General features: G+C 40.1%; 16 protein-coding genes, 1 rRNA gene and 1 riboswitch. Of the genes, 2 read left to right on the top strand and 15 right to left on the bottom strand.

Features of this window, described 5'->3' with window-relative positions:
- The 4 genes from ACWM35_RS14445 to ACWM35_RS14460 form a co-directional block, all read right to left on the bottom strand.
- A 16S ribosomal RNA gene (locus ACWM35_RS14445) occupies window positions 1-108 on the bottom strand; the annotation flags it as partial.
- A 293-nt stretch (window positions 109-401) separates the two neighbouring features.
- Window positions 402-827, bottom strand: a complete 426-nt coding sequence (locus ACWM35_RS14450) for an SRPBCC family protein (RefSeq protein WP_454819494.1) — start codon at window positions 825-827, stop codon at window positions 402-404.
- Between the two features lie 190 nt (window positions 828-1,017).
- A complete protein-coding gene (locus ACWM35_RS14455) occupies window positions 1,018-4,218 on the bottom strand; it encodes a DEAD/DEAH box helicase (protein WP_454819495.1) in 3,201 nt (1,066 codons plus the stop codon).
- An 81-nt stretch (window positions 4,219-4,299) separates the two neighbouring features.
- The gene (locus tag ACWM35_RS14460) at window positions 4,300-5,034 is read right to left on the bottom strand and encodes a sulfite exporter TauE/SafE family protein (protein WP_454819496.1); all 735 of its coding nucleotides are present in this window, start codon (window positions 5,032-5,034) and stop codon (window positions 4,300-4,302) included.
- Window positions 5,035-5,255: 221 nt separating this feature from the next.
- Window positions 5,256-5,435: riboswitch (Lysine riboswitch) on the top strand.
- A gap of 125 nt (window positions 5,436-5,560) precedes the next feature.
- On the opposite strand from ACWM35_RS14460, the gene dapA reads away from it, so the two are divergent.
- The gene (gene dapA / locus ACWM35_RS14465) at window positions 5,561-6,448 is read left to right on the top strand and encodes a 4-hydroxy-tetrahydrodipicolinate synthase (RefSeq protein ID WP_454819497.1); all 888 of its coding nucleotides are present in this window, start codon (window positions 5,561-5,563) and stop codon (window positions 6,446-6,448) included.
- Window positions 6,449-6,578: 130 nt separating this feature from the next.
- Here the strand turns inward: dapA and ACWM35_RS14470 are convergent, their stop codons facing one another.
- Together ACWM35_RS14470 and ACWM35_RS14475 are read right to left on the bottom strand one after the other, a co-directional pair.
- Window positions 6,579-7,202, bottom strand: a complete 624-nt coding sequence (locus tag ACWM35_RS14470; RefSeq protein WP_454819498.1) for a histidine phosphatase family protein — start codon at window positions 7,200-7,202, stop codon at window positions 6,579-6,581.
- Between the two features lie 229 nt (window positions 7,203-7,431).
- Window positions 7,432-8,610, bottom strand: a complete 1,179-nt coding sequence (locus ACWM35_RS14475) for an ABC transporter substrate-binding protein (RefSeq protein WP_454819499.1) — start codon at window positions 8,608-8,610, stop codon at window positions 7,432-7,434.
- Between the two features lie 317 nt (window positions 8,611-8,927).
- Here ACWM35_RS14475 and ACWM35_RS14480 point away from each other — a divergent pair, with 317 nt between their 5' ends.
- Window positions 8,928-10,403 carry a M20 family peptidase gene (locus ACWM35_RS14480; RefSeq protein WP_454819500.1) on the top strand — a complete coding sequence of 492 codons (1,476 nt, stop codon included), beginning with the start codon at window positions 8,928-8,930 and terminating at the stop codon, window positions 10,401-10,403.
- A 12-nt stretch (window positions 10,404-10,415) separates the two neighbouring features.
- On the opposite strand, the gene ACWM35_RS14485 is transcribed toward ACWM35_RS14480, so the two are convergent.
- From ACWM35_RS14485 to ACWM35_RS14525, 9 genes are all read right to left on the bottom strand, one after another.
- Window positions 10,416-12,188 carry an ABC transporter ATP-binding protein gene (locus ACWM35_RS14485; RefSeq protein WP_454819501.1) on the bottom strand — a complete coding sequence of 591 codons (1,773 nt, stop codon included), beginning with the start codon at window positions 12,186-12,188 and terminating at the stop codon, window positions 10,416-10,418.
- 197 nt (window positions 12,189-12,385) lie between these two features.
- Window positions 12,386-13,048, bottom strand: coding sequence for a DJ-1/PfpI family protein (locus tag ACWM35_RS14490; RefSeq protein ID WP_454819502.1), 663 nt, complete (start codon window positions 13,046-13,048; stop codon window positions 12,386-12,388).
- On the bottom strand, window positions 13,045-14,283 hold the full coding sequence (locus tag ACWM35_RS14495; RefSeq protein ID WP_454819503.1) for an MDR family MFS transporter: 1,239 nt from the start codon (window positions 14,281-14,283) through the stop codon (window positions 13,045-13,047). Before ACWM35_RS14495 ends, ACWM35_RS14490 begins: the two co-directional genes overlap by 4 nt.
- Window positions 14,284-14,414: 131 nt before the next feature.
- Window positions 14,415-15,194 (bottom strand): hypothetical protein, encoded by a 780-nt coding sequence (locus ACWM35_RS14500; RefSeq protein WP_454819504.1) that lies wholly within the window; start codon window positions 15,192-15,194, stop codon window positions 14,415-14,417.
- Window positions 15,187-17,670: an ABC transporter permease gene (locus tag ACWM35_RS14505; protein ID WP_454819505.1), complete on the bottom strand. Its 2,484-nt coding sequence runs from the start codon at window positions 17,668-17,670 to the stop codon at window positions 15,187-15,189. Before ACWM35_RS14505 ends, ACWM35_RS14500 begins: the two co-directional genes overlap by 8 nt.
- The gene (locus ACWM35_RS14510) at window positions 17,642-18,358 is read right to left on the bottom strand and encodes an ABC transporter ATP-binding protein (RefSeq protein WP_454819506.1); all 717 of its coding nucleotides are present in this window, start codon (window positions 18,356-18,358) and stop codon (window positions 17,642-17,644) included. The genes ACWM35_RS14505 and ACWM35_RS14510 overlap by 29 nt, the downstream gene beginning before the upstream one ends.
- A 194-nt stretch (window positions 18,359-18,552) precedes the next feature.
- A complete protein-coding gene (locus tag ACWM35_RS14515; protein WP_454819507.1) occupies window positions 18,553-19,077 on the bottom strand; it encodes a hypothetical protein in 525 nt (174 codons plus the stop codon).
- A gap of 329 nt (window positions 19,078-19,406) precedes the next feature.
- Window positions 19,407-20,054: a response regulator transcription factor gene (locus tag ACWM35_RS14520; protein ID WP_454819508.1), complete on the bottom strand. Its 648-nt coding sequence runs from the start codon at window positions 20,052-20,054 to the stop codon at window positions 19,407-19,409.
- Window positions 20,035-22,533 (bottom strand): PAS domain-containing sensor histidine kinase, encoded by a 2,499-nt coding sequence (locus ACWM35_RS14525; RefSeq protein WP_454819509.1) that lies wholly within the window; start codon window positions 22,531-22,533, stop codon window positions 20,035-20,037. The genes ACWM35_RS14520 and ACWM35_RS14525 overlap by 20 nt, the downstream gene beginning before the upstream one ends.
- Window positions 22,534-22,832 lie beyond the last annotated feature (299 nt).

Here is a 22,832-nt window from a genome sequence, read left to right on the forward strand (position 1 = left end):
CCGTCCGCCGCTAACCAAGAGGTGCAAGCACCTCAAGATTCGCTCGACTTGCATGTATTAGGCACGCCGCCAGCGTTCGTCCTGAGCCAGGATCAAACTCTCCAAGAAAGTTGATATAGCTCATAAATTTACGTTGGCTTAGTTTCTATAATAGAAACTAAAAATATTATTGTTTGTTGACGTTTTTGTTTGTTTAGTTTTCAAAGAGCAAATTACGATGTCGTCCGAAGCGACTTTATTAATATATCATCTCATTTCTTCTGTGTCAACAACTTTATTAAAATATCTTTTTCGGAATTCATTTTAAATTCCTGTAAAAATCTTTTAACAAATAACAAAGAAGCGCTGAGATTTATTATATTACTATATTACTTTTTAAAAAGCAATAGCATAATACAGATTTATTTATGAAGGAATGTTTCAGCTAATTCTTTTAGTTCTTCTGATCGCGAAATGATGAATGATTTCATTACCTGCTCCAAGAAAATTTTATCTAAGGCCGTTCCAATTGGTCCAAATCGAGATTTATATTGAACATGATTCAACAACATTGTTCCTCTCTCTTCTTCGGTAAACTGGTAAATTTGTATAAAAGAACTGAATGGTCCTCTTACCATTTTCTCAACAAAATGATACGGTCTTTCCATAAATATCACTTTGGTTATAAGTCTTTGTTTAGTTACCGTTATCCTTGTAACGGTATTCCCTTCCTCTAATAGTTTTTCATTTCTATCACTACCTGCAGTGATTAGATTAACATTCCTTGCCAGATCAAAACATACATCAATGGGCGCCTTTATAACTAAGCGATATTCAATAACAGGCATACCTGGTCCTCCTTTCTAACCATTTATTATGTTTTCTTGAAAATCCCTTGACCTGAAACGTGTTTCATAAAATATACTGAAACTGCAATTCATGTCAACGCGTGTCGGCGTAATCAGGGAACTGAGCGTTACGGCAAGGGGTGGCAAACAATGAAGACTGACTCAAACTTTGAGTCAGTCTTTTTATTTTTCAGATCATCAATATCTCCCGAATATCCTCTTCTGTCAGTGTTGAGACACCATTTTCCTTTGAATCAAAAATTTCCCCAATTAGATTTCTTTTTTTATCTTGAAGCTCATTGATTTTTTCTTCAATCGTCCCTCGGGCGATAAGTTTGATGACTTGGACCATGCTGGTTTGTCCGATCCGATGGGCTCGGTCTGCAGCCTGCTCCTCCACGGCAGGATTCCACCAAAGGTCATACAGAATTACCGTATCGGCACCAGTTAGATTCAGTCCCGTACCTCCTGCCTTTAAGGAGATCAAGAAGAAATCCCGCTCTCCTTCATTAAATTGATTCGTCAAATTTAACCGTTCTTCCGACGGAGTTTGACCATCTAAATAGAAGTAAGGAAGTCCTTGTAAAAACAATTCCCTTCCGATTAGCTGGAGCATCTTTGTAAACTGCGAGAAAATTAACACTCGTCTTCCAGCAAGTCTGGCTTCCTCTATGATTTGCAGCAGTTGTTCAAATTTTGCTGAACTCCCTTTATATCCATCTACAAACAATGCAGGGTGACAGCAAATTTGCCTGAGCCTTGTCAAACCAGCAAGAATTTTAATTCGATTTTTTCTAATCGTATCCTTGTCCAAATGCTTCAACGTGTCATGGCGAAGCTTTGCTAAATAGGCTGCATACAATTTCTTTTGCTCGGGCAGTAGTTCCGCGGAATCGATGGACTCGATTTTTTCCGGAAGCTCCCCTAACACATTTTCCTTCAACCGCCGCAATAAAAATGGACGAATCCTTCTAGCGATGGTTTTTTTAGTCAGCTGACTGTATTCCTTCAACCCCATAAATAGTTCTGGAAATACGACATGAAAAAGGGACCATAGCTCCTCCAAGGAATTCTCCACAGGTGTTCCCGTAAGCGCGAATTTGTGGTTCGCGTTAACTCTTTTTACCGCCCTTGCCGTTTGGGTCAAAGGGTTTTTAAATGCCTGCGCTTCGTCAAAAAACACAGTGTGAAAAGATTGTTTTTCGTACCATTTGATATCTCTTCGTAAAAGTGGATAGGAGGTAATGACAACGTCCTCCTCCGCTGCATCTTTCAGTATCGCTGCTCGCTCGGTTTTATCGCCATCGACCACCTTCGCTTTTACTTCCGGGGCAAATTTCCTGAGTTCACTCAACCAGTTATAGGTAAGCGAGGATGGACAGGCAACAAGAATTGGCTGCTTACTTTTTCGCACTTCTTGAAGTTCGGATAGAATATATGTGATACTCTGCAGGGTTTTCCCAAGTCCCATATCATCCGCAAGAATTCCTCCGAATCCATAGCTAGCCAATGTTTTCATCCATTTGAACCCCTGAACTTGATAATCTCTTAAAATCCGCTTCACACTCATCGGAACCTCAAACTCCATCTTGCCTGGATCTCGGATGGTTTCTAAAAATTGACGGAAAGATTCCTCCACCATAAAGTTTTGGCTGTCCTCCACCGAATCCAGCAGCCTCATCCCTTGTACGATTGTGAAATTCAAACCTTTTTCTAATTCCTCAGCCTCTGCATGTGCTGCTAGCAGAAAACGATTGATTTCTTGAATTTCTCTTGTCTCTAGCGAGAGCAAAGCTCCATTCGGCATCCGATAGTACTTTCGTTTTTCCTCAAGAGCCGCAAGGATATCACGGATTTGTTTGTCCCCAATCCCATCCATTTCAAATTTGAATTCGAGCCAGTTGGTTCGTTCTTTCTTCACCTTGATTCGAATTTTCGGAATCACATTCTCTCGAAAAATCCTGTTTCTCACTGCAGTTGTTGCATAAATTTGCGTTAGTTTTTGCAGCTTAGGCAATACATGATACAAAAACTCATATTCAAGCTCTTCATTATGCAAATAGTAACCACTGTCTGTCGTCGCAAACGAACTTCCCTCCATCAGTTGGAGAATTTCCTGCTCACGCTCCAAATCCCTTATTAACAGGGGACCTGTCAGTGGTTCTGGGCCTTCCAATGGATTGATCACGATATTTTCATAATGAAACTCCAAACTCGCCAGCAGGCGATTTTTCAACCGATCCAGATAGAGTTTGGCCTTCAGCGGTGTCTTCATTAATTGTTGCTTCATCCTTGGTGGCAGTTGAACCTCACCAAGTCTTTTCAAGCCCGGGGCTACTTTTTCTAAAAAGAACTCGATTTGCTCCGTCGGAATTGAAATTTGCTTTGTGCCTGAGGTGCCAAGCATCTGTTTAAGATCCGCTAAACGGTGGCAGTCCTCCTCATTGAGGATAACCACTTTCCCACCAGCTAGCACAGTGTGATACGAATCCATCACAACCACGCGGTTTAACCCATTTATTTTCAGATGAAAGCCTGTTCCTTCCGATCCAGTCAGAATAAACTGCAATGGCAGGAGTTCTTCAGAAATGTGGAATGCGCCATACCTTGTTCCATCCATCTCCAACCCAACCAGAGGGGCTTTCCGAAGTAATGGAAGAAGCTGCGCCCAGGACGATGGCGGGATTAACAGCAGATTGCTGGTAAGGGAATGGTCTATTTCATCCGAAACTTTTTCATCATAAAGGACTTGAATTAATTGCTGAATAACGGCATCTGTTTCTTTTTGAAAGCAGTGTTGACTCGGGTTGTAGGTAAAGATGTCGGAAAGCACGCTCGGCTTCCCTTCCTTCACTTGCTCAAGAAAGGGTCGAATCTGCTCCAATGGAGTCGGCCCGATTTTCATCTCTATCGCAAATAAGTGCTGTCCAGTTGCAACGGTCACCGGTTTGCACGTAAACTCCGCATCAAGGACTTGCCTATTTTCAAAATGAAGTTGATGACCGCTTTTCCGTTTCTGCTGATCACCGAAAAGAGTTAAAAGCCCTTCTGTTAGTGCTTGACTGGATTCAGACTGCTGTTCCCGCACGATTACTGGTTTTGTTCCGTGTTGCTGGTGGTCATATATCGCCAGCAATACGGCAGCGATATGTTGACAATCGGTTTTAACCGAGGATAGTGTCGGACAACTGCAAGAAGTATGGATTTCGCCACTATCATCCCTCTCGATCGTGACATAAAAATCCTCCATTGCTTCCACAGTGGCCTCACAATAATTAGGTCGATAAACATCAAATTTCACTTTACCTGCTCGATAAAAAGAATCCCCTCGTTTAAAGGAGACTGTTCCGCACATTTCTTTAATTTTCTTGGGATGTAACTCTATATTCAAATGCCCGGCTCCTTTCTGAGGTAGTTTCTTTTATATTAACAGTGTTTTAGTTTTACTAGAAATTTTATACTTGTAGTTTTTTCAGAAAATATTTTCCACAAAGATTTGAACGATTAGGGCGGCTGTGACGATCCGGAGAATCGGTTTGATGTATTGCGGTTTTAACCTTTGAGCAATCCGTACTCCGATTTGCGCACCAGTTGTCGATCCGAGGAGAAGGGCAATGGTAAGCGGCCAGATAATTTTTCCCGTTGCGATATAAGTAATGGCAGCACCGAAACAGCTTGAGAACGTCGCCAGGCGCACTAAGCCTACTGCACGAATATAAGCGATATTCAAATAGCCGAACAAATAGAGCATTAACGTTCCTTGCCCAGGCCCAAAGAGACCATCATAAATGCCAATCCCATAAAGACCAGGCACACTGACTTTGTTCATTTTTAACGGTTGTTCTCCCGTGAAATTTCCTTTTCCGACAAACGAAGTAAGGAAGGCAAACATTAACAGAACTATCGCAATCATATACATATTGTCACCCGAAATCCCCGAAGCAATGAAACCGCCGCTGATCCCGCCACCAACACTGACCGGGACAATCCAGAATGATTCTTTTAGCGAGATTTCCTTTCTCTTATAAAGAATATAAAAACTCGAGAACGAGCTAACCGTATTCGAAACTTTATTAGCCCCAATGGCTGAATGCACCGGCATCCCCATCATCAGCATCATTGGCAGGCTGATCAATCCCCCGCCGCCCGCCAGTGTTCCCAGTGTGGTTGCACAAATCCCAACAATAAACATCAATGCATACTCCATATCCTTCACCTCCTTGATATCTACTAAAAGTATATGATTCGCTAAACGATAAATAAATTTAATAATAATTATAAAAGTCAATAAGATATTCTTATTGACACTTCCGTAGTTTTCTAAGGCATAAAAAAGAGAACTTTGAAACTGATTTCTCTTGAGTTTTTCGGATTTTTCTGTTATATTTACAGTCAATTTAATATGTCTCTTACTTCAATACCTTTTGAAGTGAGGATAGAGGCGCAAAGACCATTAGTACACAACGCGAGGATAATGAGGTCCATTGACCATTGTGGAAAGGGGAATTTGCCGAAGCAGATAGACTCTCATTGATCTTGAAGCTGGTTCTGCTATTGAATAAATACAGAACTGTCATATAGGAAACTATATGGAGGGCTATCTCACGCATAGGAACGGGTTTTTATTATGTTTCTAAGGCAGCAGCGAACCCTCGTTGCTGCTTTTTTGCGTTGATTTTCGCATGGCCTCCCCCTCTTATTTTTCAAAATAATAATTGTAAAGGGTGAGAATGATGAATTTTGGCCAAGTATTAACCGCTATGGTGACGCCATTTGATGTGAATGGTGATATTGACTTTAACGAGGTAAGAAATTTAGTTAATTACTTACTTGCTAATGGAACAGATGGTTTAGTCGTTGCCGGGACAACCGGAGAATCGCCTACCTTAACAACAGAAGAAAAGGTGGCATTGTTTAAATTTGTCGTCGAAGTCGTTGATGGGAGAGTACCCGTTATTGCTGGAACTGGCTCAAATAACACGAGGGCATCGATTAGTTTAACGGAGCAGGCGGCTGAGGTCGGTGTTGATGGGATCATGCTCGTTACTCCTTACTATAACAAGCCATCCCAAGAAGGATTGTTTCAACACTTTCAAGCGATTGCCACTTCCACTTCCCTTCCGGTAATGCTCTATAACATTCCTGGACGTAGTGTCGTGAATATGTCGATAGAGACAATTGTCCGTCTTTCGCAGATTGACAATATCGTCTGCATTAAAGAGGCTTCAGGTAACTTAGATGCGATGGCTGAAATTATTAGTCAGACGCCAAGTGATTTTTCGTTGTACAGTGGTGATGATGGTTTAACGGTACCTGTTTTAGCGATTGGCGGAGTGGGAGTGGTTTCCGTTGCATCTCATATCATTGGGAATGAAATGCAAGAAATGATCACGAATTTTAAAAATGGCCGTGTCCAGGAAGCTGCAGCAGCCCATCGCAGCCTTCTCCCAATCATGAAAGCACTATTTGCTGCCCCAAGCCCAGCACCGGTCAAAGCAGCATTAAATTGGAATGGAATCAACGTTGGCAGCCTCCGCTTACCATTAGTTCCACTAAACGAACAAGAACAACAAGCCTTGCAAAGCGTTCTACCATCTAGCAAAATCAAAACATTCGTATAAACCCATAAAACAGGCGGCCACCCTCCCGTATACTAAGGAGGGTGGCCGCCTATTTTTTCACTCGTGTCCGCCTGAGGTGTACACTGTCCACGAGCGGTGACAGGCACCTCGATTAGTACCAACTACTAATCTAATTTACGTTTGGTACATAGATTTTTTCGTATTGGTAGTCCCCATCCACTTCGTTAATGGTAATGACGGATGCATTTTCGACGGGTTTGAAGTTGTTTAGTGTTTCGGTCGGCCAGTTCATTAGGTGGGTCAGGAGCATGTGCATGAAGGCGGCATGGGTGACGATGACGATGTTTTCGTAGCGACCTTGCTGTTTCACACGTTCGATGACGGTATTCATGAACATCGTTGCCCGTAAATACACATCTGCTAAGGATTCACCATTAGGATGGCGAAAATAAAAGAGCCCCGCCGCTTTAAACTCCTTTTTTGCCTCTGGTGTGCGATTGGTAAAATCATAAAGGTTCCCAAGCTCCCATTCTCTCAAAAGCGGATTCTCGTAAAAAGGCACCTGCTCCGGAAGTAAGGAATGAATCGCCTGCGCTGTTTGCATTGTCCGCAAATAAGGCGAACTATATACAACCGTCTTCCCATTGATAATCGTCTGAAGAAATTCTGCGGTATTTCTTGCTTGTCTATGACCTAACTCTGTCAAACTATGTTGTGAATCATGGGTATGTGCCATCACGGTTCGATCGACATTATGCTCTGCTTCCCCATGACGGATAAGATAAATATTCAATCAGTTCCACCCCTTGTAGATATAAAATTAGATTTAATAACCCTCTACTCAACTTTAACAAGTACCTTGTGGCTGGTAAAGTTAGATATATAAATATTCTGATTATTTTTTGAAGAAAACTCGCCGACTAGCGTGCTGTTAGGCGAAGAAAGAGGATAGCTTCCCTAATGCGCTTTTAGCCAAAAAAATAGAATGAAAGGATCACCTTCCATTCTACTTACCCAGCTTCTTATGGATTAACTTTTGTGTTGAACACTTGCTTTCCATCTTTGTATTCTAAGACAGTAGCTGATTTAATTGGATGGTGATTTTTATCAACTGAGTAAATCCCCGTCACAAGTGAAAGATCTTTTGTTTTCGCTAGTTCATCTTTAATTTTGCTAGAATCTGAGCTGCCTGCACGCTTAATCGCGTCTGCCAATAAATAAACAGTGTCATAGCCAAGTGCATTGAATGCGTTTGGTGCTTCACCATCATTCTGATCTTTAAATGCCGTTAAGAATGCTTGCATATTTTCATCTTCATCTTCTGCAGAATAGTGGTTTGTGATAAATGTGTTATTTAACGCTTCTGCTCCAGCTAGTTCAATTAACTTCGGTGAATCCCAGCCATCTGCTCCCATTAATGGAACTGTTATACCCAATTCACGAGCTTGTTTTACGATTAAGCCTACTTCTTCATAGTAACCAGGAATAAAAATGAACTCAGGATTTTTTGCCTTGATTCGAGTGAGAGTAGCACGGAAGTCCGTATCTTTCCCTACATAAGCTTCCTCCGCTACAATCTTTCCTCCGGCATCTTTAAAGGTTTCCTTAAAGGATTCAGCTAACCCTTTTGAATAATCGCTGGCACTATCAGCAAAAATCGCTGCATTTTTTACCTTTAAATCTTTCGCTGCAAAATTGGCAGCAACCGTACCTTGGAAAGGATCAATAAATGATGTACGGAAAACGTACTCGTTTACATCACCATCTTCATTCACTGTTACATTTGGTGAAGTTCCAGATGGTGTGATTAAAACGGTTTTCGTATCATTGGCCATTTGTGCCTGTGCCACAGTATTTCCACTTGTAGCAGCACCGATGATTGCTGTTACCTTGTCTTGGCTGGTTAACTTAATTGCGCCGTTCGTTGCTTCTGCTGCTTCAGACTTATTATCCACTTTAATGATTTCTAGTTTTTTACCTTCTACACCGCCATCTTTGTTGATTTCTTCAACTGCTAAATCGATCCCTTTCTCCAATGATTCTCCATATGAAGCTACATTACCAGATAGCTCTAAGTTTACGCCGACTTTAATACTATCCGAACTGCTGCCTCCGGAACTTTCTTTCGCTCCTGAACAGCCTGCTAGAATCCCAGCAAATAATGTAGAAGCCATAAACACCTTTGCTACCTTCTTTTTCATGTGATGATCCCCTTTTTGAATATTCTAATATTAAATGAATAAATAGTATTGTAAAACAATTTTCAATGTTCGTCTACTATATTATTTCAATATTTATTAAATTTAGATAAATGCAATAATTATAATAGCGCTTACATCGTTAATCCCATGATACTTCTAGCGTTATAAAGATTTTTCAATAATTTAATACCCTCTGCTTTACGAAAAAAGAATAATGAAATTCTACGAAAAAATTATTCTGAATTTTTTTAAAATAATTCCACTAATAAATTACAGAATATTGTAATATTAAACTATTAAGATTTTGGGGGAATTATATGAAAAAACGAAAACTGGCTTTCATGATCATAGGTAGTTTTATTCTTGTTTTTCTAATTGTAACCGCATTCAGAACGGTTACAATTAAATCCAAACAGCCCGCGGCAAAACCCGCCAAGATTACGATCAACCAAGAGGCTGCCGTTGCCAACCTATCAAAGGCAATCACTTTCAAAACCGTTTCCTACCAGGATCGCAGTAAGTTTGACTTGAAGGAATTCGATCAATTTATTGCATTTTTGGAGGAAACCTATCCTGCCGTTCATGACCAGCTTGAATTAGAAAAGGTAAATCATTATGCTCTCGTTTATAAATGGAAGGGAACGGATCCTCAGAAAAACCCTATTGGTCTAACAAGCCATTATGATGTGGTCCCTGTGTTAGAAGGAACAGAAGCCAATTGGGAACAGGATCCTTTCAGCGGTGCAGTTGCAGATGGAAAGATATGGGGGCGTGGAACATTAGATGACAAAATTGGAGTCATTGGCATCCTTCAAGCGGTTGAATATTTACTGAATGAAGATTTCAAACCAAACCGTGACATGTATTTCATGTTTGGCTTTGATGAGGAAATTGGCGGCGACGAAGGAGCGAATGCAATTGTAAAGATCCTCGAAGATCGAGGTATCACTTTTGATTTTGTTTTAGATGAAGGTGGAGCGATTGTTGAAAAAATGGTCCCTGGTGTGAATCAACCTGTCGGTGTGGTTGGTATCTCTGAAAAAGGTTCAGCAACAGCCGAACTTTCGATTGAAGGCAGCGGTGGCCACTCCTCCCAGCCAAAGGACCACACGAATATCGGCAGAATCGCCAGCGCGATTGCGAAATTAGAAGATACCCAGTTTAACGCAGACCTTAAAGGACCAGGAGAAGATTTATTTGACTTTGTAGCACCTGAAATGAGCTTTGCGATGAAGTACGTATTTGCTAACAAGTGGATATTCGAGCCGATTATTGAAAAAATATTACTGCAGCAACCGGCCTCTGCCGCCTTAATCCGTACCACGATTGCACCAACGATTTTTCAAGCGGGGGAACAATACAATGCCCTGCCGGAAAAAGCCTCTGCGATCATTAACTTACGCTTAATGCCTGGGGATTCCCTAGAAGACGTGAAAAACTTTATCGAAAAAACGATTGATGATGAGAAAATCAAAGTGACGGTGACAGGCACCGAGGCTTCAAAGGTATCATCCATTGACGGCTGGCAATTCCAAGCGATTCAGCAAGCCGCCAGAAATGCTTATGATGAGGCCGTTATCGCGCCATACTTAATGTTTGCCGGCTCTGATGCTAAGCATTATGATCAGATATCAAAAAGTACCTATCGTTTCCTCCCTGTCCAAATCAGCTCTGAGGATCTCAATCGAATGCACGGCACAAACGAACATGTTAGTATTGAAAATTACCTAAACGCCATTAAGTTTTATGTGGAAATTATGAGAGAATCTAACAAAAAGGATACCGTTAATTAACGGTATCCTTTTTTATTGTCCTATCGCTAATTTCAGTTCCTCGTTAGAAATATTTTGCTTCATATACAGCTCTCTGTAGTAACCATTTCGAGAGAGCAGGGTTTGGTGACTGCCACTTTCGATGATTTTCCCACTTTTCACTACAAATATTGTATCGACATTTACAATCGTTGAAAGTCTGTGGGCAATCATAATAATAGTCTTATCACTATCAAATTGATTAATCGAACCCTGAACGAGTTTTTCACTTTCATTGTCGAGGGCACTGGTCGCTTCATCTAAAATAATTAAAGATGGATTTTTCAGAAATACCCGAGCAAGTGCGATCCTTTGTTTTTGACCTCCCGAGAGCTTGATTCCTCTTTCTCCAATTTCTGTATCGTAGCCCTTGGGTAATGCTGTTATAAAATTATGAGCAAAAGCCTTCTGCGCAGCAGCAATGATTTCTTCATCCGTCGCATCTAGCTTTGCCATTTGGATATTGTCTTTTATCGACGTGCTATACAAAAAGTTATCTTGTGTGACGATTCCCATATGTTCTCTAAGACTAGCAATTGAGTAATCTTTGATATTGACTCCATCTATTAAAACTTCACCATTTGTGACATCATACATTCTCAGCAATAACTGAAGGATGGTGCTCTTACCGCCCCCGCTCTCACCCACAAAAGCATACGATTTTCCTCTTTCTATCAAAAAATCAAGGTTTCGGATTATATTTTCTTTACCATCATAAGAAAATGACACATTATTAAAAATTATGGAATCTGCAAATTGCTTTAATTCAACTGGATTTTCCTGTTCTTTAATGGTTGAAGGAGTTTGGAAGAATTCAAAAATCCTTTTTAACGCAACACGACCTTCCGTTATCACAGGAAACGCATTTACAAGTGCAGCTACAGGACTTCTCATTTTATCCACATAGGCAAAAAAGGCGATTAGACTGCCAACGGTTAAACTGCCATTCATAACAAACAGACTCGCAAGCATTGCCACTATAAAGGGTGTCATATCACTTAATACATTAACCGATGCTAACATAACGGCATTTATTTTTGCATGCCGATCCGTTAAGGTATCAAAATGATTTAGGTGTTGCTGAAGCTCTTCCTTGTCACGTTTTTCAGAAGCAAATAACTTCGACATAAACGCACCCTGGATTTTTTCAAAGATAAACCCGCTCAATACCGAACGATAATTCATCATATTTCGTGTTGATTGTTTAAACCTCTTCGATAATAAATGGGCTAGAATAAATTGAAAACCAACAAGTCCAACTGCAAGGATCGTTAATTTTACATTTAAACCCAACATTACGATCACAACAAACAACAAGACAATCATTTCAATCCAGATGTTTCCAAATACTGCTGTTAAAAAGCCTCTTATTTTTTCAATATCATCGAAAAATCGCGTTCCAATTTCGCCGCTTTTGTTGTCCACAAAATATTTGGCATCCAGTGAATGCACTTTTTTAAAGGCATCTTTACGTAGGCATTTAATAATATTGTTGTTAGCCTTATGAATACAGAACTGTCTTACATATTCCATCGGGGTTCGAATGAAAAGAAATACAATAAGCATCCCGATAGTAATGTAGATTAATTGTTCCAACTTATCCGTACGGGACATTGCTTCAATTTGCAGCAAATGATCAAAAGTATATTTTAATATCAACGGAACAAAAAGCGGGATCAGGAATCGAAACAGGCTCCCAACAAATCCGATCAGATATAACTTATTTACACGTCTTACATACGGAATAAAGAACTTATAATCTTTCATTCTGAAATCCTCCTTTGGCTCTTAGGAAACATTTCCCTAAAACGGATGATTTCATTGTACGGCAGATTCATCAATAACAAACCGCATACTTTTTCGGTGATTCCCGCATTGTTTTGGCACCATCCCGAATGTTTTTTGCAACTCACCGAATACATTTGAAAAAAAATCCGCCTGAACTGGCGGATTTCAAAGAGCGATTATACTAATTTTAGATTTTGCTTATTATCAAAGTATGGATATACCAGCGTAGCGGCAGTTGTTTCTGCCACTTCTTCTCCCATTAATCTACCTACCAAATAAAGTGACATATCAATGCCAGCTGACACTCCGCCGGAGGTAAGTACGTTCCCATTATCTACAAAGCGGACATCTCGCACAACCTCTATATTTGTATAAGACTGTTCCATAAAATCATAGGCGAACGGATGGGTAGTTGCTTTTTTATTAGTTAAAACTCCAGCCTCTGCTAACAAAATGGCCCCTGAGCAAATAGATGCTATGATACCACCAGATTGGTGGAATGATCCAATCCAATGAATGAAATCACGATCCTGAAGACAGGCTTCAATAGCCTTAAAAGGACCACCTGGTACAACGAGAATGTCAAGATTTTGATTCAAGCTCTCAAAACTAAAGTCTGGAATAATTTTCATCTCATTATTGGATATAACAACACCACCATCCTTGGAAATTGTCCATACTTTAAAAGGCTTTCTTTCCACTGGTATGGATTGAGTTAGTAATTCTGTTATTTCTTTGGCATCGTTCGTCGTTAATGACAGTACTTCAAACGGGCCCGAATAATCTAAAACATCAACATTATCAAATAATACGATACCAACATTCCATTGCTTTTTCATATTGTCACTCCCTTAATATGGTTTACATTTGTCAATGGCTTTTTCCTAAGGTGAAGTTTGCGGCCCCACGCATAGAAAACAATACTAACGATAGGCAGTAAAGCAAACGTAAGAAACATCGTTTTCCCACCAAATGAAACCAGTAAAATACTGCCGAACCACGGACCAATGAAATTACCAATTTCACTAAATCCTTGTGCACCGTAGTACATGCCTCTCATTCCATGAGGGGTAATTTCATCAATTTGCGCGTATTCCGATGGGATGATCAAGATTTCGCCAAAAGTGAATACGATCATAGAGAGAATTAAACCGGACCAACCGCTTGAAAAGGCAAACCCGATTTCTCCGATTGTAAATAACATGCTGCCAAGGGCAATCCTTGTTAAAAGACCAAACCTTTCCGACCATCTTGTAATCATTACTTGAGTTAAAATAACCGTTATTCCATTTAAACTCATCAAATACCCAAACAGCCTTACACCGTCTGAAATATTTAGTTTTAAATATTGGGACATGGTGACGGACATTTCTCCATGAACCGTAGTAAGTAATACACTCCCAATAATAAAGAGGAGGAGGGCTCTATCCTTTCGAAACAGAGTCCAAGCCTGCGATATCGACACCTTTTCGGGAATTTCTTCTTCCTCTCTATTAACATTGGTGAAAAGAATCAGACCACCCATTAAAAGAAAGTAACAAAAGTAAATGAATGCAGTAAGGATAAAGGCATTCATGTTTCCTGCTATCCCAAAAAATGATCCAAAAATTGGGCCTATCGAAAAGCCAATGTTGCCGGCCAAGTACCGATTGGAAAACACTCTAACTCTCTTTTCCTTAGGAGTTACATCCGCCATTAATGCCTTAGAAATGGTTAAGAAAAATGCAGAAAAAAGGCCTCGTAGTGTATTGATGACGAATAGCAATACAACATTATTGGTAATGACAAATCCGATAAATAGTGCGCCCAACGCAATCAAGGAAATTAGCATCAAGCGATTTCTTCCCATGAAATCTGAAAGTGCTCCTCCCAAAAATCCTCCAATTGTAGCGGATATAGCTCCAGCTCCTACGATAAGTCCGATCGCTATTGGCCCTATTTGGGCAAAATTCATCAGATAAATCGGCAAAAATACTATACTCATTGAACTTGTTAAACTTATGATAGTAGTACCCATAATCAGAAAATGAACGATGGGAGGATATGCCTTAAAGTACGTTAACAACCATCTCATAAATTTCACCTAACTCTTCGGTCACGTAGAACCCTCCTATGTGACCCTACTCGGATTTTCTACTCCCTTTCGGCCACATAGAGAGAACTACACTGTGTGATTAGCCAAAAGAGGATATCACCACTCTTTTTTTAAGGAACGTTTACCACATAAGAAACGGTAAACACTTGGCCTTCTTTTTGAAACTGCCCCCATATCTTGTAAACTCCGCTTTCTGGAAACTCAGTTTCAAAGAGTGCTTCTGGTCCACTACCCTGCCCTTCTATGGCGTGAACGTGTAAATAGCGCTCTCCATTCTCCGATAAAACTACCACATGGCCGATAGACCCTAAATATGGTTCTAAATCCATAATCGGTTGATTCGTCATTTCATCATTCAAAGAGAACTTAAGTGACAGCTCCTTCCCTGCTGCAGGGGAGTCAATCATTAAGGTAACCCGCTTTCCATCGACAGTATCTACTAAGCTCTCATTAACTGTGACAGGTACGGGGTTCAGCTGCTCACCCTCAACCTGTACCCACTCCATTTTCGTCATAGAACCGCCGTCGGTCGGCTTAAAGTCTGCTACCATTCGATACTCACCGCCAGCAGGGAAGTCATTTTTTATTTCAAAAAAACCGCCCCCTTTGTACTCAGGATGGACATGGTTAAAGTAAGACAGGTCCTTACTGACGATGATTAAATGAAGCAATTTTTCGTGATTGATATCGAATTTTTCAATGGGTTTACCACTTTTATCAACAATCTTCAGTTGAACTACATCCCCGTCCATCTTCCACTCTACCTGAACGTCATCAGCCAGGACACGATCACTAACCTCTACTCCCTGTTCTTCCTCCCATGATGTATCGGTTCCACAAGCAGTCAAAAATAACAATGGCAGCAGGAGTATAAACAGAATCCTACTCATAACGCAGTGCCTCACTTAATTTCGTTTTTGCCGCTCGTGATGCCGGTGCGAAGCTCGATACTAAACTCACAACGATACCGAATAAGAAGATTAGCAGAATGATCAGCCAGGAAATTCCGAATTCAAAGGTGAGGGATCCAATCTCCATAAATGTAGAAGAAATATAGACTAACAAAATACCAAACAAAGAACCGATGACGGTCGCAGACAGTCCAATCCCAAAGCCTTCTAATAAAATCATCCCAATGATTTGCCGACGTGTTACCCCAACCGCACGCATCATCCCAATCTCGCGAATCCGTTCCATGACACTAATCAACAGGGTATTCGTAATCCCAATTCCAGAAACAATGATCGCCAATAAGACAAGGCCATTAATGATCGAGAAGGAGCCTGTATAATAAGCGCTGATGACCGAAACCCAGTCTTCTGGACCGAACATACTTTCAATTCTTTCACCGAACTGATCAAAAATATTTTCCCTTAGCTGTAACGGACTTGTCTTCTCACCCTTAATGACAAGGGCATTCCTTTCGAACTTGGTCCCAAAGCTTTCTTTAAAAAACTCATGATTCATAAATGCCCCGTAACCACTGTTCTTCATCGTATCGACAACAGCTGTTACTTTAAAGTCTTTAGGTCCATTCAAGGTATTCAGCGTGATCGATTCACCAATCTTCCCACCCCAAATCCTATAAGAAATCTTATCGAGAATAATTTCATCGTTCTTTAATTTTCCAATTAATTCACTGTGTGATTTTCCAGATACAGAAAACAATGGAAAACGATCAATCCATTCCTCTCCTACTCCATAAACGGGGAGCTGCCGCTTTTGATCCGCATCGACCCACACAGCTGTTTGTAAGGAGTAGGTGGCTGCATCGGCAACACCTTCAGTATTCTTGATGATTTCTAAATCATCCTTTTCAATATGGTGGAGCATGATATCCAAATTCCCACCATAAGAGGAGTAAATAACTCTTTCGTACGTTTGTAAAAGCGCCGCATTCAATGAACTCATTAACACAATCATCGCAATTCCCATACAGAGAATAACAGAAGTCATCGAGGTCCTGCCTAAGTTCCTATTTAAATTTTTGGTAGCCATTCCGCCAGTGAATCGAAACATCACGCGATAAATGCCTTTTAATAGGAAATCAAATACTTTAAACAAGTATGGAAAAACAAGAGCGATTCCGATTAATAACGGGACAACCAGAAGTAAATGTTTGATAAAAAATCCAGTAATGATCAACAAAACTCCAAGCAACGCGAGCCACTTATTCGGAGAGAAAGCCGCAGCGCGATTCTCTTTTAATACCTCGATGACACTTACCTTGCCCGCTTGCTTCATCGGATACAGAGCTGCCAAAATCGGTACTAGAATGCCAGCTAAGACGGAAATGATCATCCCTTTTACGACCACCATGCTGCCTCCACCATGGACACCAACGATCATGAAGATTAGTGCTTTCAAACCAATTCCAAGCCCATAACCAACCACTAGCCCAATGGCCGTTCCGACGATGGATAACAATACCACCTCAGATAAAACCATATTTTGAATTTGCTTTGGGGTATAGCCAATTGTTTTCAGTACCGCGAATTCATTCTTCCGTTCCTTGATGCTTACATAAAGCGAGTTGAAAATAATAAAAGCACTAAGCACAATTCCTAAAAATCCAGCAATATACAGGGCGAGAAAAAACGAATCTAATATTTCAGATTGAGCATCCATATCAACAACGACTGGCTGCAGATAAATTCCTTCCTGCCCCTTCACAAAATGCTCCAGCTGATGCTCTAAATCTTCCAAATTACCATCAACCGCCTTGATTTGAACGCTGCCAATTTGTCCGGATACGTCAAACCAATCCTGCACCACTTCTAAGGGGACTGCTACCGTCCAAGGATGATATTTAGCCATTCCCCAGTTGTTTGGCCCCATAAGCTCTACCGTATATTTTATAATCGCTGTAACTTTAATACTTTTTAAGCCTTTGTCCGTTTCAAAGGAAATCGTATCACCGACGCCTTTCTTCCATACTTTTGCTGTTCGATCGGTGATGACCGCTCCATCTGCCTTCAATTTTCCTTCGATGAGTTTGAAATCAGTCAGGGCTGTATCAAACCGACTATAGCCGCTGATATCAACCCTCTTCTGTATCGCGGAAACTTTCTTGTCTTTAAGATGAAGTTTTGTATTTTCCTTGATGACCGCGATTGAATTCGTCTGATTAAGTTTCTTGACTTCCTCATGGAGATTTTCTGAAAAATATTCCTTTTCACCATTTAAGGTAAAATCCGCTTTGCCAAACGCTGCTTTCAGGTAAAGCGGAATCGTTCTCTCTGCCGTATCAACTGCCGATATTACCGCAAAGGTTGAGGCAACTCCAATGACAATAGCCATCATCGTAAGGAACGTTCGGACTTTTCGGCGCATTAAATTACGCCAAGCTACTAGCCATGGATTCATTAACAATCACCCCTTTTTTATGATCCTTTACGATTTCTCCATCACGAATGACAATGATGCGGTCAGCTGCGGACGCTGCCTGTTGGTCATGCGTGACCATCACAATCGTAATTTGCTCTTCTTTATTTAATTTGGAAAGAAGCCTCAAGATATCTTCGCCATTTTTTTGATCTAAATTCCCTGTCGGTTCATCCGCTAATATCAGTTTTGGTTTCATCGCTAGCGCTCTGGCAATTGCGACCCGCTGCTGCTGGCCTCCACTAAGCTGGGACGGGAACTGGGACTCTTTTCCTTCAAGGTTTACATCTCTAAGCAATTCCTGCACTCGTTGCTGAATTTTTGCTTTAGAAGCCTTATTCGCAGATAAGGAAAGAGCAATATTTTCTCCAACCGTCATCATTGGCAGCAGCTGATAATTTTGAAACACAAATCCGACTCTTGTACGGCGAAACAGCGTCGTCTCCTTTTCACCAAGGTCTGTTAATTGAACATTATCGACGATTACACTGCCAGAGGATGGCTGGTCAAGTCCGCCAATTAGCTGCAACAGGGTACTTTTCCCCGACCCACTTGGACCCATGATCGCAGTGAACTCTCCTTTTTGAATGTGAACATTGTTATTTTTTAAGGCAAAAAAATCCCCAGATTCTAACGAATAAACTTTTGAAACATCTTGAATAAGAATCATTTTCGAAACCTCCATTTTGTTTTTTACTATTTCAACTAGTTTTATAGAAATTATTTACAATCTCATTCTACTTACTTTTAACACCTTCCAAACCGCACGTTTTTTGTAAACTACCGCAGAATTCAGGGGTATCTCCGCATGTGTTTTGCATTTACCTTTCTCTGTTGAAAAAAAAGAAACCTTAACATAAATTGTTAAGGTTTGAGATAATGTTGGATTTGATTGTCTTCCCCCTGCTTTTTTTCCTTATTTTGAAAAGTTATAAATATAAATAACAATCCTCCAAAGATCACTACAGCCAAAAGTAATAACTGTAATGACAATGGCAAAAATTGAATCGCGATGGCAAACCAGGCAAATAAAAGTGATATGGGGCTGGTTGCCCTGAGTAACTTATAAACTATTTTACCCAATCCAGATCGGATAAAAGGAGTTGCCTCTAGTAACAATATAGACGGGTTCATAATCGTTCCAAAAATGAGGGGGATTACCACATACAAGGGCAACTCCAGCTTCATTGAAAATTCCAATAAATAAGCAAATCCCATTGCAAAAGCTTGCGTAAAAAAATCAAGGTGTGCCGATTTAAGCTTTCTGGCATTGGTAAATACCTTTGTTAGGATGGAATTCTTCTGATAGTAAACTGCAGCAAGTGGGAGCGACAAAAAGATTCCAATCATAAAGGAGAATAATCCCCATTGTAAAATCAATGCATTCATCTCCAATCACCCTTCCAATTTAATTGTAGTAAAACCTTATCAAGCATCAAAGTCTCTCCTCTTCATCGATATAACACCATCATAAGTCAGAGAAAGATACCGATTCGCGCAAACTATGCTGACTTTCCCGCAATCATTTGCGGACTTCCCGCAAATCCTACAATTTTTGAACATAAAGAAAACTTGGCTAGCGCCAAGCCGTTAGGCGCAGGCGATTGCCTAGTTGCACTTATACTTAATTCCTAAAAATTTTAACTACGTCGAAATTTCTTCAGAGAAAAAATTTAATACTTTAACGTACAAAAAAACCGGTACAAATATACCGGCCCTTAATATAAATCTTCCGTTGGCAGAATCCCTAGGCTTTTTGCTTTTTTGATTGCTTCCACCCGGGAGTTCACATTTAATTTTTGAAAAAGTTCTGTTAAGCTGTATTCCAATGATCGTTGACTGATCAAGAGTGTTTTCGAGATTTCTTTGTTGCTATGGCCCTTTGCTAATTCTCGGAGTAGTTTATCTTCTTTTTGGCTGATCGTCGTCTTATCATTCGGTGTTTGCCCCTGGAGAACAATCTCTTTACGTCTAAGCTGCTTTAGGAGCTGCATGGGGATAATTGCCTCTTTTCTCGCTGCACTGCGGATTGCTTGGACTAGCTGCTCACGGGTAGATGTTTTGGAAATAAACCCAGAAACACCTGACTCCATCAATAAATTAAAATGTGGACCAATTTCAAAGCCCGAATAAATGAGAATGATAGCATCCGGAACATCCTCAATCACCTTACGGGCCAAATCTGCCCCATTCATATTAGGCATATATAAATCAAACAGAATCACATCAAATTCTTTTAGACGAACTAAATCTGGAACAAGATACACGTCCGTCTCAATGGTGACATTCATGTCTTTCTCCGCTTCAATTAACATCTTCGTTCCCTCAACGACAGACCGATGGTCATCAACCAATAATATTTCCATAGCGCTCACCTTTTTGCTTCATAGTAATCGGAATATATATATCCACTTGTAGACCTTCTTGAGGAGCGGAAATAATCTCTACTTCCCCCTCTAAACTAAGAACTCTATTTTTTATTCCTGCAATCCCCATATGTTTAAACGAGTCTTCAAAAATAGTTAAATCCATACCGACACCATTATCCTTATAGGAAAAAAGAATTTTTTCATTATTTACTTTTAGCTCCATTGTCACTTTTGTGGCCTTTGAATGCTTGGTCGCGTTATTTAACAATTCTTGAACAATCCGATACATCCCAAGAATCTGGTCTTCATTTAGCGGATTAGCCAAATTCATCGCTGAAAATTCAATCTCATAATTAGAAAACATTCGTGCGTATGAAAAAAGACTTTTTAAACTTTCAACTAATCCCATTTTTAATAAAAAAGGAGGCCGTAATTCATTACAGGTGATTCGAATTTGATGAATCGCATCTAATAATCCTTCTTCAATTTCCATGAGTTCATTTTGTGTTTCCTCGCTAAATGTAGCAGAGGATCGCATCGATTCAAGCTTCCGATACCAAATAATTAAATCCTGTAGAACAGAATCATGCAGGTCACTTGAAAGTGACGCCCTTTCCTTCTCCGATAGCTTAAATAACAGCCTTAACATCCATCTTGGTGTATCATTATTCTCTACCATATTCTCAAGGCGCTCAAATAGATCTTCAATAAGCTGTAAATTATCATAAAGAATAGTGACATAATGAACGGCTGTTTCCATCCATTCTTCCTCTATTTTTAACAGCGGCTGTCGGATCCCGATTTTCAAATAGACAAACGAATCCTTCTCGGCAATTTTGATCCATTTCTCTTCAAGATTAGATTCTTGACCTCTATCAACTTCTACAATGGATACACTGGTAACCGGTAATACTTTCTTAACCTCTTCTATTAGACGATTCTCCAATTCTGAAACCTTCATTACGTTCGCAAGGTCATTCGAGAAGCGGGTAATACTTTGCTGAAGCGATTTATATCGTTCTTCACTTTTGATTAATTCCCTTTCCTCCCGTTTTCTTTCCGTAATATCCTTCACAATTCCATGAACGCCATTGAGTTCACCTGAAAGGAAGATAGGCACAAAGGTAATCGTGACGATTCTCTCCCCATGACCAGGGCGATAAATTCGACACTCTACATCCCTAGGCTCCTGCTTTTTCACGACTTCAAATAAGACTTGATTCACTGCAATATGATCTTCATCATAGATTAATCCAATAAAACAACGATCAGGAAGGGCATCAATATTAATTCCTGTAATTGTTTCAAAGGATTGATTCGCATTGACAAAATAACCATTTAAATCAATGGAAAATACGCCATCCAAATTATTTTCAAAGAGAGATTTATACCTTTGTTCACTCTCCTCCAAGGCTAATTCCGAACGTTTTTTCTCAGTAATATCTAATAACATTCCGTCAAGCCGCTCATTCATCCCCGCATTATTCATATAGGGATGAACAATGAGTCTTTGCCATCTTGTTTCACCTTCTATATGAATATTACGGATGACTTTGTTAACTGGTATTCCTCTATCCAATGTAGCTTTCACTTCTCCCATGAGCATAGCATTATCATCAGGATGGATATGGTCGTGCAGTCGAATCGGGTTATGCATGATTTCCTGCTTTGGGATACCCGAGATTTTTTCAATACTCTCTGAACAATAGGTGTAAAAAGAAAAGTCTTTATCCGTTGACCATACCGCAGCGTTTACACTTTCCAAAATGTTCTCCAGTAATTGCTCGGTCTTTTTACGGGCCGTAATATCGCGGACGACAGCGACAACATATTTTACATTTCCAAAACTATTCAAAACAGGCTTCACTTTTGCTTCTACATGAACGGTTGAACCATCTGAATGGATGACACGATATTCCAATACACAGGAAGTCTTCGTTTGAACTGCTTGTAAATGGGCGATTCGAACCCGCTCTCTGTCCTCTGGGTGAATCAGGTCGAAGGCATCCATCCCTTCATACTCTTCCACTGTGTAACCAACAGAAGATTCAATAGAGGGTGAAACATAACGGACAATTGCTCTGTTGTCCGTTAGAACAATGACATCTGAAGTGTTATCCGCGGCGATTTTGTACCTAATATCCTCAATAAGAAGCTCATCTGAATTGCATTCTTGGATGATACCGTAATGGGCAATAGGAAGATTCAAATTGTTATAGATTGGCCGAATTTGGAGTTTTACCGTTATACGAGATCCATTTTCACAAAAGAGGATTGATTGACCAGCCTCTTCTTTGTCCACAAATATTAATTTCTCTAACTGACGATTCCAATGATGACAATCTGAGCCAAACCGTTCCTGAAACAGATCATTTACCCATATAACTTTATTTTCCAGGTCAATAAAATATATTGGATTTGGAAATTCCTTTAGCAGGCACTGAGCACTTCTGATGATTTCTTGATCATTCTTCATCACATTACTCCTTAACATTGAGATCGGTCCTCTTAATACTCATTATAAAGGAGGTTAAATACATGAAACACGCAAAAAAATAGTAATCCTCCGCAAAAACCTTACAATCCATCCAATTTAAAGAAGGATTGCTTCGAAGTAAACATATATGTTACGCAACTTTCCTTCTCTATTTGACTGTTGTTTACAAAATTTACTAACAATTAAAATAGTCCAACTTTTCTTAACAATTCTTTACACTCCCTTAATTAACATCGCAATGTTGCTTACCTATAATCAAGGTTGTAATCTACTAAACC

This window comes from Neobacillus sp. K501, assembly GCF_053749995.1.